Genomic DNA, 14,147 nt, shown 5'->3' with positions numbered 1-14,147 from the left:
AGTTTTATCGAGTTTTCGGCCTCATTAATCCTTCTTGTGCAACAGAAGCAATTAGTTTTCCGTCTCGGGTAAAAATATTTCCGGTAGCAAAACCTCTGGCTCCTGAAGTACTAGGAGATTTGGCTGAAAATAACATCCAATCATCAAAATCAAAATCTCTAAAAAACCACATAGAGTGATCTAAACTTGCCATTTGTGTATTTCCAAAATGTGCTTTACTAGCGTTGGGTTTTAAAGCGGCTGTCAGAATATTATAATCAGAGATATATGTTAAGATTTGCTGCTTTACATCTAGATCTAAGTTACCGGCATTTCCTCTTAACTTAAACCAAACATCCTCTACGGCAGGAAGATCTTTTTGCTCCATAGAATTCATAATCTCTACAGGCTTAAAATCCACAGGTCTTTCAATGCTTAAAAAAGCCTTCATTTTGTTGGGTAAGAAATCACCGAACTGTTCTAGCATTTCATTCCAGCTCATCAACTCTTCCGGTTGTTTGATATCTGTATTTATAGACTCTTGATGTTCGTGACCATCTTCTCTTTTATGAAAAGATGCAGCCAAAATAAAAATGGTTTGATCGTTTTGAACTGCTGTTACTCGTCTAGTTGAAAAACTTCCTCCATTTCTCATTTCATTTACTCGATAAGAAATAGGAATAGTAAGATCTCCAGGCAATAAAAAATAGGAATGCAGCGAATGAACCACACGTTCTTTTGGAACTGTTTGATAAGCAGCATGTAGTGCTTGTGCTAAAACTTGTCCTCCAAAAACATTGGGACTCCCAATTGTTTTACTAAACCCGGAAAAAGTATGCGAATCTGTTTTGTCTAGTGTTAAGACTTTTAATAGATCATCAATGGTATTCATAAGCGATTTGATTCCTGTTTGAACGGAAATTTTTGATTGAACTCCGTAGGTTGAATCCTCAACAAAAATAATTTTAAAAATTTATTTGTAATCGTTTTTTTATGACGAATATAGATGGTTAAATGTTCCGGAACAGCACCTACAGAACTTTTGATCTCGCTGGCAGTTCTGGCAAAATTAATAACACTTAATTTTTGATCGATAGCAACCTGGATATAATCGTATAACATCCTTTGGTATATGGCAAACTGCTTATTTGAAGAATAGTCAATTCCTACAAAATGAGCATCCAGTGTAGCACCATTGATCATTCCAGATAAGAAGCCAACCATTTTATCATTCAACCAATAAGATTTAAGAATGTATGAGTCATTCAGACTAGCCTTGAGTTCTTTATAGGTTTTTAGGTTAAAATCACCCAAATTAAAATATGCTTTGGATGCTACTTTGTGGTACAGATGTGTCATAGGAACCAATTGCTCATCCATATTCTCTTGAGTGATGTTCTGAACCTTCAACTCATCGCTTCTTTGAAGTGCCTTTTTAGCCTTGACTCTGAACTTTGTTTTTAAAGAAATCAGATAATCATCAAAAGAATTCCATTCAGGATTAAGTGTTAACTTCATATTAGGCTCTACATTAAAAGCATAATAGCCCAAACTTATCAACTCGTTACTGATGGGTAAAGATTCCTCTAAAAAATCTTTCATGATAAAAATATCAATCGGAGATTGATATTGCTGTTGTGTATACTGCAATATGGCTTTAGCCAACAGACGTAAAACGCTTCTTTTGTTTTGATCCGATTTGATAAAGATCCCATGCTCACCACTTACAAAAGTATTCCCGCAGTTCAGAATCTTAAGAGGTTTTTCTTTAGGAAGAATCTTTAGTTGTCTTCCAATACAAGCAATACGATTTAATAAACTCTGATCTTCATTTTGCAATGAGTCAATATAAAAATCGATCATTTGTACACTGGCAAAAGCAATAGCCTTTTGTTGTTCATTCTTTATAACAACATAAAAGAAATCCAATTGCGAGTTGTTGTTTTCCAATGCCGTTAAATAATCAGGGCTGAAATACAAATTCTCCGAACAATCAAGGTCTTTCCATACTTCTTCAGGAATCTTTGAGATTCGATCAAAATAATGCACATTCTGTACTGTGAGACTTTTTTCCAAAAAATATGTTTTGGTTGGTATGAGTAAAGATAAAAAAAGCGGGTTGAAAAACCCGCTTCATATCTTAAAGAGCATATTGTACTCCTAAAGTGATGGTTTCTTTCTGTTTGAGTTGAACTCCATTTAAGTTTTGATATAAAGGACTGCTAAATTCAAAACCAAATCGGAAGTTTTTCAAATTACCTTCAGGAACATAAAAGTTAAAACCAAGTCCGCCAAAGATATATTCGCCTCCGGAGTTTACCGTATTAGCTGTGATCACCATATTAGGATTCAGAGCCGGATTTAGACCTTCAATTTCATTAACGATCAATCCTTGAACTCGAGCCGAAAAACTGATCCAATTCGCTGCTTTTACGGCAAACCAATTGTTCAATCCAAATTGATTTCCTAAACGGTATCCATTATCGTTTTCTCCAAATCGGAAAGTTCCTTTTAACTGACTTCCCCAAGAAACAAGCTCAGCTTGTCCTAAGTAAGTTACAGCAACATCTGTATCAAAAGTTCCACTTCCAATTTGCATTGGGTATGGCAAGATTACTTCATTTCCATTAGAAGCAGGAGTCACACTCTTATTGTCTATGCTTCCTGTTGGTAACGAAAAACCTAACTGACCGTGCAACGATTGCTTGTTCTTGTTTAAGAATTTGTACAAAGCACTGATCTTAATGTCTCCCAAACCTGAAGATTCTGTAGCAAATGCACCTCCGGCAGCTGTAATATGGTCCATATCCATAGAAATATAATTAAACATAGACATAAGAGTTAACTTGTCACTTGGAGCATACATAGCTCCTAACATATGCATATTCATAGGCATTTGGGTTGGCGATACCATATAACTTCCTCCGTTAGGAATTAGTACATCTTGAGCATCAATATTGTTAGAACCAGCTTTTAACCCTTCCATATTCATATACATATATCTATATGAGAACATCAATTCTCCTTTTCCATGATAATGATCACCCATAACACTTATAGGTGCATGACCGTCAGGTCTGCTTCCTTTCCATGTATTTTCAGTTTCTTTTTCTTGTGCGTTTAAAAGGGTTGTAGCAATACATACCACTTCCGTTAAGATGATTTTTATTGATTTCATCCTTTCAGTAAAATTTAAAGATTTGTAATAAAGTTTTTTGCTGAATGATTTCCAGCGAATAGTTGAATAAGAATTACGAAATCGTAGGTGGGTGAAAGATCTGAGGACTGTATAAATATGAGTAGTTGTTGAGATGATCAAAAGGATTTTTAAGCTTTTTTCTAGCTTCAACTTTTGATGCATCTTGATATACTTTTACAAAACCAATAGGATATTCTTCAAAAGCAATTCTCAATTGTTTGGGGTCTTCTTTCTCCTGTTTTTCCAATTGCTTCATCAAATGACATTTTCCGCCACAGGCCAATTCGGGCTTGTCTTTATTGATACATAAAAATTCAGCAATATAATCTTGGTTGATAGCAAACTCAATAAAAGGAGCAATAGGTTTTAGCATAGCAACCAAGTAAAGGCAAACCAAAAAAGATGCAGAAATTCTTGAGAACAAGATGACTTTTTTTGAGAGTGCAAAGGTACTTCACGCTCAAATGAAAGACAACAAAAAAGGGTAGAAATACGTATTGCAGTGAAATTCAGAATGTTTATTTTTATTTATTCTAAATAAATAGTTACTTTTGCATCGAAATTCATTCTAATATGATCATTTTTTATACAGAACAACAGCCGAGGATCAAGCAACTTTCTCTTACGAGTTGTGATAATGTATGTGATGCAAGCTGTATAAAGCCTAAGAGCAAATGTTGTCAGAAGTACAAAAAGAAAGGAGTCAACTGTAAACGTTGCCCTCATGTTCTTTTACAACAAGCTTCCTAAAACTTGATAAAAATCATATTTTGACCTTTTTGGGTTGTGTACTTTTGAAGTATAAAACCATCAAATATGACTTTTCAAAATATCCCTTTAGTTTCTTGGTCCAACGGAACCGTAATGATCGGTGTATTTGCCCTTGTATGTATCGGGCTAATCATTGCTTTGTTACTATTGGTTAATGGAGGAAGCAAGAAAAAGGAATCTTAGATACTTCTTTGTTAAAAAGGAAAAATCCTTACTTTTAGTAGTATGTACAAACAGCTAGAAACATACTACGGTTATCTCTTTGAGCCTATTCTTTTGAAGGAGATCAGTGAGGTTGCCATAGAAAAACATATAGAAGAAGGAGATGAGATCATAGGCATAGGATCTTATATTAAATACATACCCTTGATCTTAGACGGAGCTATTAAAGTGCTCAGAAACGATAGTCAAGGTGATGACCTTTTGTTGTATTTTTTAGAAAAAGGCGATACCTGTGCTATGACTATGGCGTGTTGTATGGGAAGAAAGAAAAGTGAGATCAAAGCCGTTGCAGAAACCCCATGTTCTTTACTGTTGATCCCTGTTGAATATATGATGAGGTGGATGTCTAAATATCCCACATGGCAACAATTTATACTACAAAGCTATCAAGATCGTATGTCAGAAATGTTAGAAGCTATTGATACACTAGCCTTTTCAAACCTAGACTCGAGACTGTTGAAATACCTGAAGGACAAAGCTATGGTAAATAGAAACGAAGAAATTCAGGTGACTCATTCAGAAATAGCAAACGATCTGCACACTTCCAGGGTTGTGGTTTCTCGACTACTAAAATCGCTAGAATTAAAAGAAGAAATCAAACTCAATAGAAATCAAATTACCGTATTAAACTTATAAACCCTCTAACTAGATATATGAAAAAACTATGTTGAGTTCCGTAACATTTGTTACAGACTGACGTAGAATCTCAAACTAATTTTGCTTCAAAATCTAATACCATGATTAGAAAAGCAATAGTAGTTTTTGTATATCTGTTCGGATTCTTGCAACTACAAGCACAAGAATCAAAAGAGCTCTCTCTTACAACGGTTTTAAAAGCTGTAACTGCTGAAAATGCTAAAATTAAAATAGCAAATTCAGAGGTGAGAATGCTTAAAGGAGCAAAAAAAGAAACCAATGCATTCTTTTTACCTACAGTCTCAATTTCACATACAGGAATATCTACAACAAACCCTTTAATGGTCTTTGGAACCAAGTTGAATCAAGGAATTGTAAAGCAAACTGATTTCACTCCAAGTTTATTGAACAATCCGGATGCAATTCAAAACTACAATACCAAGATCAACATCATGCAGCCTATTGTAAATGTTGATGGATTCTATGCTAGAAAAGCAATACAAAATCAAGTAAATGCTTCTGAGTTTTCAGCTCAAAGAGTGCAAGATCATATACTGTTGGAAGCAAAAAATACATACGCTCAATTGCAACTCGCTTACAAAGTTGAAGAGATTGTAAAAACAATCTTAAATGCGACGCTGGAAAATAAAAAGACGGTTGATAATTATGTAGCCGAAGGTTTGCTTCAAGAATCTGACGCGCTGGAAGTAGAAGTACGTTTGATAGAGATCAAAAATCAACTTCAATATGCAGAAAGTAATATAAAGAACATCTCCGGAAAATTATCCATTTTAATGAATACGTCAAGAGAAATGGTGTACAAACCAGTTGGAGAATTGAAACTAAACGAGACAAAGAAAATGGTCTTTTCGATCAGTGAAGAACGATCAGATATCAAAGCAATGAGCGAAATGAGTAAAGCCTATGTTCAAATGAACAAAGCAAACAAATCTCATTTTTTACCAAGCTTGAATGCTTTTGGAAGCTACGATTGGAATGGAGATCAGATTTTCAATTCCAACAAAGGAGGGTACACGATGGGGTTTGCGCTTCAATGGAACTTATTTGAAGGAGGGAGCCGTTTGGGAAGAGTTCAAAAAAGCAAAGCAAAAGCAGAAAAATCGCTAACTCAATATCAAGATTACGTGGCAGAAAGTCAACTTGAATTGGCAAGAGTACAGAGGGCTTTTTCAGATGTAACTCATAAAATAAACCTTGCAAAAAAAGCAATGACATCTGCCAAAGAGATCTACAGAATCAAACAAGATCGCTTTAAAGAGGGCTTAGAAAAAATAGCAGATCTGTTACAAGTAGAAGCGTTGTTTTCGCAAAAACAACTGGCATATCATCAAAGTGTTTACGAGTACAACACGACATTAGAATATTTGAAATTTTTGACCAAAGAATAATAATCATGAAGAAATATATATACACAATTGGTTTGCTGTTAAGCGTTTTATTGGTAAGCTGTAAGGAGGAAGCTACAACTTCAGAAATAAACCTTGATCCGGTTGCAGTAACTGTAAAGAAAGTGCAATTAGGTACACAAGCTGGTAATATACAGGTAAGTGGAAAAACACAAGCTGTAAAAAGCGCCGATTTGGGAACAAGAATGATGGGTTTTGTAGACAAGGTCTTGGTGAAAGTAGGAGAAAGAGTAACCAAAGGACAACTTCTTATGATCATCAATAGTGATGATCTCAAAGCAAAAGAAGCCCAAGTAGTAGCAAAGATCAAAGCAGCAGAAATTGCATATAAAAATGCTACGAATGATTTAAAACGCTTTCAAAATCTATTCAAAAAGAAAAGCGCAACCCAAAAAGAATTGGAAAATATTGAAGCACAATTTCATTTGGCAAAGGCTAATTATGAAGCAGCCTTGGAAATGAAAAAAGAAATCAAAGCCCAATTATCATACACCCATATTTTGGCACCTTTTAATGGAGTAATAACAAGCAGCAGAGTTAAAGAAGGAACATTGGCGCATCCGGGGCAGCCCATTATCTCCATAGAAGACCAAAGTACATTTGAAGTACTAGCTACAGTTCCGGAGAATGAGATTACTTCAATCGACAAAACCAAAGAAGTTAAGCTTTATGTAAAATCTATCAATAGAAATTACAGAGGGAAATTAACAGAGTTGAGTGCTTCTGCCAAAAACTCAAACGGACAATATTTGGTGAAGGTTCAAGTGTTAGATCCAGATAAAAATATACGATCAGGAATGTTTGTGAATGCAAGCATTTTCTCATCAGAAAAAAGAAGCGCAGATAAAATAGAAGTACCTGTTTCAGCAATCGTTCAAAAAGGACAGCTAAAAGGAATTTATACCATTAGTCAGTCAGGCACGGCAATTTTACGATGGTTGCGATTGGGAGAAGAAAACAATGGGCAAGTAGAAGTATTGTCAGGATTGTCTGAAGGAGAACAGTTCATTATAAGTTCTGAAGGAAAGTTGTTTAACGGAGTTGGTATCACCATCAAATAACAGTTATGAAAGAAGGTTTTGCAGGTAGAATAGCCAAAGTGTTTATAGGCTCTAAGTTAACAGTACTCTTAATGATCGTTTTTATGATTGTAGGAGTATATAGTTCTTACATTATTCCAAGAGAAGAAGAGCCTCAGATAGAAGTGCCGATCGCCGATATTTTTGTGGGATACCCCGGGGCAAGCCCAAAAGAAGTAGAAAATAAGGTGATCAAGCCTTTAGAGAAGTTGGTTTCTAACATCAAAGGAGTAGAATATGTGTATTCAACATCGATGAAAGAGCAAGCTATGTTGATCGTGCAATTCTATGTAGGAGAAGATATTGAAAGATCATACGTAAACCTCTATAACGAGATTCAAAAACACATGGATCAGATGCCAAAAGGAGTAAGTATGCCTTTGGTAAAAACTCGCGCAATAGATGATGTTCCTATTTTAGGGTTGACACTTTGGAGCGAGAAATATGATGATTTTCAACTAAGGCAAATAGCACAAGAACTGGGTAATGAGGTCAAGAAGATTTCTGATGTTGCCGAAACAAGCAACATTGGTGGAAGGAATAGGCAAATTCAATTGATCTTGGATAAAGATAAACTGGCAGAAAGTCAATTGGATATGACTTCGGTAGCTCAAATGATCCAAATGAATAATTCGCAAAACAGCGCAGGAAGTTTTCTTCAAAAGGATAAAGAGTTTTTAGTAACCACAGGTAAGTTTTTAAGCAGCGCAAAGGAAATAGAAAACATAATTGTAGGAGTTCACAAAGAGCAACCAATATACTTACATCAAGTTGCAACAGTTGTAGATGGTCCGGAATTGCCCTTGAACTATGTGTCTTTTGGTTATGGAAGCGCAACAGAATCTCGAACAAACTATCCATCAGAATATTCCGCAGTAACACTATCCGTTTCAAAGAGAAAAGGAGCAGATGCAATGAAAATAGCCAAAGTGATTTTGGCTAAAATTGAAAATTTAAAAAAGACCTTGATTCCGGATGAAGTTCATGTAGAAGTCACCAGAAACTACGGAGAAACAGCTTCAGAAAAAGTATCAGAGCTCTTGTTGCATCTTATTGGGGCCATCATTGCAGTTACTTTGGTGGTGATGTTGGCTATGGGTTGGAGAGGAGGCTTGGTAGTTTTCTTATCGGTACCCATCACATTTGCTCTGACCTTGTTGAGTTACTACATGTTAGATTACACACTAAACAGAATTACATTATTCGCCTTGGTATTTGTAACAGGAATAGTAGTAGACGATTCTATCATCATTGCCGAAAATATGCACCGTCATTTTAGAATGAAGAAAATGCCATTCAAAGAAGCGGCTTTGTATGCTATTAATGAAGTAGGTAATCCAACAATCTTAGCAACCTTTACAGTAATTGCTTCCGTTTTACCTATGGCGTTTGTTTCTGGGTTGATGGGGCCTTATATGAGTCCTATGCCTATTGGAGCTTCCATTGCCATGATCTTGTCTCTGTTTGTAGCCTTAACAATTACTCCGTATTTAGGTGTGATCTTCTTACGAGAGAAAGAAAAAACCAACAAAAAAGAAGTTCAATCAGGAAAGAAAGTAGAAGAAACTATTATTTACAAACTATATACAAAGTTTGAAAAACCTTTGATAGAGAATACTTCAAAGAGATGGTTGTTCTTGGGAGTTACTATAGTGCTGTTGTTAGGCTCAATGAGTTTGTTTTTTACAAAATCAGTAGCCGTTAAAATGTTACCATTTGATAATAAGAATGAGTTTCAGGTAATCATAGATATGCCGGAAGGAACTACCTTAGAAAGAACAGCTGTACTAACCAAAGAGATCGCACAATTTTTATCGCAAAGCAAAGAAGTAGTGAACTATCAGAGTTATGTAGGAACAGCAGCTCCTATTACATTCAATGGATTAGTACGACATTACGATTTGCGAGGAGGAAGCAATATGGCTGACATTCAGGTAAACCTTTTGCCAAAGGATGAAAGATCAGAACAAAGCCACGGAATTGCGAAAAAACTCAGAGGAGAAATTCAGAAAATCGCTGCAAAATATAAAGGAAATGTAAAGATCGTCGAAGTTCCGCCAGGACCTCCGGTATTATCTACATTGGTTGCTGAGGTATATGGACCGAATTACGAAGAACAGATAAAAATTGCAGAGCAGGTAAAGCAGATACTAAGTAATACAAAAGATGTTGTAGATGTAGATTGGATGGTAGAAGACAAGCAAAGAGAATATGAATTTGTTGTTGATAAAGAGAAAGCCTCTTTGAATGGAATCTTACCAAATGTAATCAATCAAAATATAAGTCTAGCACTATCAAATCATCCTGTGGCGGTACTCTCAGACGATAGTACTGTAGAGCAAGTAGGATTAACACTTATGCTAGACGAAAAGGACAAGTCATCATTAGATGCCATCAAATCTTTGAAAATAAAAAGTAGAAATGGAGCAATGATTCCTGTGGGTGATTTGGTTCAGGTTAAAGAAACATATAAAGAGAAAAGTATCTATAGAAAGAACCAAAAACGAGTTGTATATGTGATGGCTGATATGGCAGGAGAATTAGAAAGTCCGGCTTATGCAATTTTGGGAATTGATAAAAAGTTACAAGAGATCAATTTGCCAACCGGATATTCTTTAAGTGAATTATACATGGGGCAACCGGATTATGAAGATGATTTTACGATTAAGTGGGATGGAGAATGGCAAATAACCTTAGAAGTGTTTAGAGATTTGGGAGTTGCGTTTTTAGGAGCAATTTTAATTATCTACATTCTTATTGTTGGGTGGTTTCAAAACTACAAAGCACCAATAGTAATGATGGTGGCCATCCCTTTGTCAATGATCGGAATCATTTTAGGGCATTGGATCATGGGAGCGTATTTTACCGCGACTTCTTTTATCGGAATGATTGCATTAGCAGGGATCATGGTGCGTAATTCGGTATTACTTATCGACTTTGTAAACCTTCGCTTGTCAGAAGGAGCAGCTTTGAAAGATGCAGTAATTGAAGCCGGAGCAGTAAGAACTACCCCCATTCTTTTAACAGCAGGAACTGTAGTAATCGGGGCTTTTGTAATCCTTTTCGACCCCATTTTTCAAGGTCTGGCCATCTCGTTGATGGGAGGAACCATTGCCTCTACAGTATTAACCTTGTTGGTAGTTCCCCTAGTGTATTATATGATCGAACAAAAAAAGTATAGAAATGAAAAATAGAATTATTAGAGCAATAGCAGGAACCTTTGTACTGGTTAGTGTATTACTGGCTTTGTATGTAAATGAAAACTGGTTGTGGTTTACCGCTTTTGTAGGAGCAAATCTTTTGCAATCATCCATTACAAAATGGTGTCTAATGGAGCAAATATTAGACAAATTGGGAGTGAAAGACTAATTAGTTGGTTAGTTGAAAAAAAGCCCATGAATTTCTTCATGGGCTTTTTGGTATTTATTTAAAGGCGTTTAAACCTGTAATATCTAAACCTGTAATGAGTAAGTGAATGTCGTGTGTTCCTTCGTAGGTGATCACACTTTCTAAGTTCATTGAATGACGCATGATCGAGTATTCACCCGTAATACCCATTCCACCTAACATTTGTCTTGCTTCTCGGGCAATATTAATAGCCATATCTACATTGTTTCTCTTAGCCATTGAGATCTGAGCAGAAGTAGCTCTTCCTTCGTTACGCAATACTCCTAATCTCCAAGTAAGCAACTGAGCTTTGGTAATCTCAGTAATCATTTCTGCCAACTTCTTTTGTTGTAATTGGAACTGACCAATAGGTTTTCCAAACTGAATACGTTCTTTACTGTAACGCAAAGCTGTATCATAACAATCCATAGCAGCTCCAATAGCTCCCCAAGCAATTCCGTAACGAGCAGAATCTAAACATCCTAGAGGTGCTCCTAAACCAGATTTGTTAGGTAATAAGTTTTCTTTTGGAACCTTTACATTGTCAAAGATCAACTCTCCGGTAGCAGAAGCTCTTAAAGACCATTTATTATGTGTCTCAGGAGTAGAGAAACCTTCCATTCCTCTTTCTACGATCAATCCGTGAATTCTACCTTCTTCATTTTTAGCCCAAACAACTGCCACTTGAGCAAAAGGAGCGTTTGAGATCCACATTTTAGCACCGTTTAACAAGTAATGGTCGCCCATATCCTTATAGTTGGTTACCATTCCTCCTGGGTTTGAACCATGATCAGGCTCTGTTAATCCAAAACATCCCATCCATTCACCACTTGCCAATTTTGGTAAGTATTTTTGTCGCTGCTCTTCAGTTCCATATTTCCAAATAGGATACATAACTAAAGATGATTGTACAGATGCAGTAGAACGAACCCCTGAATCTCCTCTTTCAATCTCTTGCATGATTAAACCATATGAAATCTGATCCAATCCTGCACCTCCATACTCTTCGGGTATGTAAGGACCGAACGCACCGATCTCTGCTAATCCGTTAATAATTTGATTTGGAAATTCTGCTTTTTGAGCATACTCTTCAATAATAGGAGATACTTCCCTTTTTACCCATTCTCTAGCGGCATCTCTTACTAACTTATGCTCGTCTGTAAGTAACTCGTCTAGTTGATAGTAATCTGGAGCTTGGAATAAATCTGGCTTCATTTTTTTTGATTTGTTGCTTCAAAAGTACAGGATTTTTTTCATTTGAAGATTCAGAAAAACGAAATAAAAAAATTGCATAACCCAGCAAAGTAAATCCCGGTCTAAAACTAAATTTCGAATTCTTCTCTTTAACAAACTTTAGCTTTTTAGCAGAAGAAAAATAACAATTAAAATGAGAGAAAAAACCTTCTTTTCAGTAAGTTTGTAAGTAATGAAGTATACGTTTGGGAAACAAGAAAAATTAAAAAGTAGAAAGCTCATAGGAAGATTGTTCGAAGACGGAGATTCGGTAAAGAAATTTCCTATTCGATTGGTATATCTTCAAACAGAGCATACTTCAGATTATCCAATACAAGCTGGATTTTCAGTGCCGAAAAGGAATTTTAAAAATGCTGTGGATAGAAATCGCATCAAAAGATTGATGAGAGAAACCTATAGACTAACCAAGAATGAGGTCTACGAAGACCTAGAGCATCCTTTTGTATTTATGTTTACCTTTATGGGTAAGAAGGAGCCTTCATATGTAGAAGTTGAGCAAAAGATTAAGCAAGTTTTAGCGTTATTTAAAAAAGAAATAAAAAAACAATCCAATGAGACGGTTTAAAATAAAAAAATATCAGGTAATCATTCTCTTGGTTGGAGTACTTACCATTTCATACTCATTCAAATCAAAGTTTTTTGAAGTTGCAAAGCAGTTAGAGATCTATACAACGCTTTACAAAGAGTTGAATATGTACTATGTAAATGAGATCAATCCGGCAGAATTTACCAACAAGGCCATAAAAAACACATTGCAAGACCTTGATCCGTATACCAATTATTACGATGAGCAGGAAGTTGAAGAAGCAAGAATACGTAGAGAAGGAGAATATGCCGGAATAGGAGTTTCTGTGTATTACGATGAGAAGGGAATCACGCTAAGAGAAATCTACAAAGGATACGAAGCTGATAAAAAAGGATTGAAAGCAGGAGATATTATTACAAAAGTAGATGGTCAACCGCTCCAAAATATGGAGAGAGAAGAACTATCACAATTTTTAAAAGGAACACCAAATTCTACTGTTTCCATAGAAATTGATAGACAAGGAGCTAAAAGAACGCTTACGGTAAAAAGGGAAAAAGTGGTAGTAAACCCCGTTCCTTTTTATGATATGATTGATGAAGAAACAGGATATATCATTTTAACAAGATTCAATGAAAAAGCATCTTCAGAAGTAAAGAAAGCTTACAAAGCATTAAAAGAAAAAGGGATGAAGAAATTGATCTTCGATCTAAGAAGCAACCCGGGAGGATCTTTATTAGAAGCAATCAATATATCAAACTTCTTTTTACCCAAAGGAAGTACCATTGTATCTACCAGAGCAAAAGTGAAAAAATGGAGCAATACCTACAGAGCATCTAACAATCCGTTAGATTTAGAAATGCCTATTGCTGTTTTGGTGAATGGCAGATCTGCTTCAGCTTCTGAGATTGTAAGTGGAGCTTTACAAGATTTTGACAGAGCTGTTGTTTTAGGAGAAAGATCTTTTGGAAAAGGATTAGTTCAGCGATACAGAGAGTTGAACTATGGAACTCAATTAAAAGTAACTATCTCTAAATACTACACGCCTAGCGGAAGATGCATTCAAGAGTTAGATTATGCCAACAGAGATGAGAGTGGAAATGTACCGAAGTTTTCTGATGGAACCGTTACAGCTTTTAAAACAAAAAACGGAAGAACCGTTTACGATGGAGGAGGAGTTCAACCCGATATCAAAGTAGGATATTCTAAAAAGACAGAAGCTACAGAAGAGCTTATAAAATCAAGAGCAATCTTCAATTTTGTTACAGAGTACTATTACAAGAATCCATCAATTGCCTCTTCCAAAGAATATGCATTTCAGGATTTTAAGAAATTCCAAGAGTATCTCTCAAAAACAGATAAATCATTTAAGACAAAACAAGAGAAAATGTTCTTAGAAGCATTCGAATCTGTAGATGATGAGAAATTGATCTCAAGAGAATACCAACAGATCAAAAAGAAATTAAATCAAGATAAGATTGATGAGATCTCCAAAAACCAAGATTATTTAACAGACTTAATACAAAACGAAGTACTAACTCGTTATTACTTCAAAGAAGGAAGTTTTGAAAATAAATTGGCACAAGATAAAGTGATCTCAGAAGCATTGAAAGTTCTAAAAAATAATGAGCAATATGCGAAAATATTAAGCGGGAGTTAACTCTAGCGTA

13 protein-coding genes are annotated in these 14,147 nt (G+C 35.6%); 8 read left to right on the top strand and 5 right to left on the bottom strand.

What is annotated here, in order from left to right; genetic code table 11:
- Nucleotides 1–4: 4 nt before the first annotated feature.
- From ACFSRZ_RS04755 to ACFSRZ_RS04740, 4 genes are all read right to left on the bottom strand, one after another.
- Entirely contained in the window at nucleotides 5–871 is an 867-nt protein-coding gene (locus ACFSRZ_RS04755; protein ID WP_379665376.1) for an acyl-CoA thioesterase, read from the bottom strand.
- Nucleotides 868–2,055: a GNAT family N-acetyltransferase gene (locus ACFSRZ_RS04750; RefSeq protein ID WP_379665375.1), complete on the bottom strand. Its 1,188-nt coding sequence runs from the start codon at nucleotides 2,053–2,055 to the stop codon at nucleotides 868–870. The genes ACFSRZ_RS04755 and ACFSRZ_RS04750 overlap by 4 nt, the downstream gene beginning before the upstream one ends.
- A gap of 64 nt (nucleotides 2,056–2,119) precedes the next feature.
- Nucleotides 2,120–3,157: a transporter gene (locus tag ACFSRZ_RS04745; RefSeq protein ID WP_379665374.1), complete on the bottom strand. Its 1,038-nt coding sequence runs from the start codon at nucleotides 3,155–3,157 to the stop codon at nucleotides 2,120–2,122.
- Between the two features lie 73 nt (nucleotides 3,158–3,230).
- On the bottom strand, nucleotides 3,231–3,551 hold the full coding sequence (locus tag ACFSRZ_RS04740) for a hypothetical protein (RefSeq protein WP_379665373.1): 321 nt from the start codon (nucleotides 3,549–3,551) through the stop codon (nucleotides 3,231–3,233).
- A gap of 443 nt (nucleotides 3,552–3,994) precedes the next feature.
- Between ACFSRZ_RS04740 and ACFSRZ_RS04735 the strand changes: the two genes are divergently transcribed.
- From ACFSRZ_RS04735 to ACFSRZ_RS04710, 6 genes are all read left to right on the top strand, one after another.
- A complete protein-coding gene (locus ACFSRZ_RS04735; RefSeq protein WP_379665372.1) occupies nucleotides 3,995–4,132 on the top strand; it encodes a hypothetical protein in 138 nt (45 codons plus the stop codon).
- A gap of 42 nt (nucleotides 4,133–4,174) precedes the next feature.
- Nucleotides 4,175–4,807, top strand: coding sequence for a Crp/Fnr family transcriptional regulator (locus ACFSRZ_RS04730; RefSeq protein WP_379665371.1), 633 nt, complete (start codon nucleotides 4,175–4,177; stop codon nucleotides 4,805–4,807).
- A 101-nt stretch (nucleotides 4,808–4,908) separates the two neighbouring features.
- Nucleotides 4,909–6,216, top strand: coding sequence for a TolC family protein (locus tag ACFSRZ_RS04725; RefSeq protein WP_379665370.1), 1,308 nt, complete (start codon nucleotides 4,909–4,911; stop codon nucleotides 6,214–6,216).
- A gap of 5 nt (nucleotides 6,217–6,221) precedes the next feature.
- Nucleotides 6,222–7,295, top strand: coding sequence for an efflux RND transporter periplasmic adaptor subunit (locus ACFSRZ_RS04720; protein WP_379665369.1), 1,074 nt, complete (start codon nucleotides 6,222–6,224; stop codon nucleotides 7,293–7,295).
- A gap of 5 nt (nucleotides 7,296–7,300) precedes the next feature.
- Nucleotides 7,301–10,507 (top strand): efflux RND transporter permease subunit, encoded by a 3,207-nt coding sequence (locus ACFSRZ_RS04715; protein ID WP_379665368.1) that lies wholly within the window; start codon nucleotides 7,301–7,303, stop codon nucleotides 10,505–10,507.
- Nucleotides 10,497–10,682 (top strand): YgaP family membrane protein, encoded by a 186-nt coding sequence (locus ACFSRZ_RS04710; RefSeq protein ID WP_379665367.1) that lies wholly within the window; start codon nucleotides 10,497–10,499, stop codon nucleotides 10,680–10,682. Before ACFSRZ_RS04715 ends, ACFSRZ_RS04710 begins: the two co-directional genes overlap by 11 nt.
- A 54-nt stretch (nucleotides 10,683–10,736) precedes the next feature.
- Here ACFSRZ_RS04710 and ACFSRZ_RS04705 read toward each other — a convergent pair whose 3' ends face one another.
- Nucleotides 10,737–11,915, bottom strand: a complete 1,179-nt coding sequence (locus tag ACFSRZ_RS04705; RefSeq protein WP_379665366.1) for an acyl-CoA dehydrogenase family protein — start codon at nucleotides 11,913–11,915, stop codon at nucleotides 10,737–10,739.
- 211 nt (nucleotides 11,916–12,126) lie between these two features.
- Here ACFSRZ_RS04705 and rnpA point away from each other — a divergent pair, with 211 nt between their 5' ends.
- Both rnpA and ACFSRZ_RS04695 read left to right on the top strand, forming a co-directional pair.
- Nucleotides 12,127–12,519, top strand: a complete 393-nt coding sequence (gene rnpA, locus ACFSRZ_RS04700; protein ID WP_379665365.1) for a ribonuclease P protein component — start codon at nucleotides 12,127–12,129, stop codon at nucleotides 12,517–12,519.
- A complete protein-coding gene (locus ACFSRZ_RS04695) occupies nucleotides 12,506–14,137 on the top strand; it encodes a S41 family peptidase (RefSeq protein ID WP_379665364.1) in 1,632 nt (543 codons plus the stop codon). The genes rnpA and ACFSRZ_RS04695 overlap by 14 nt, the downstream gene beginning before the upstream one ends.
- Nucleotides 14,138–14,147: the final 10 nt, after the last annotated feature.

It is taken from the genome of Pseudotenacibaculum haliotis (assembly GCF_042684245.1).
In the GTDB taxonomy this organism is placed as follows: domain Bacteria; phylum Bacteroidota; class Bacteroidia; order Flavobacteriales; family Flavobacteriaceae; genus Polaribacter; species Polaribacter haliotis_A.
This window is presented reverse-complemented; position numbering and strand designations above follow the sequence as displayed.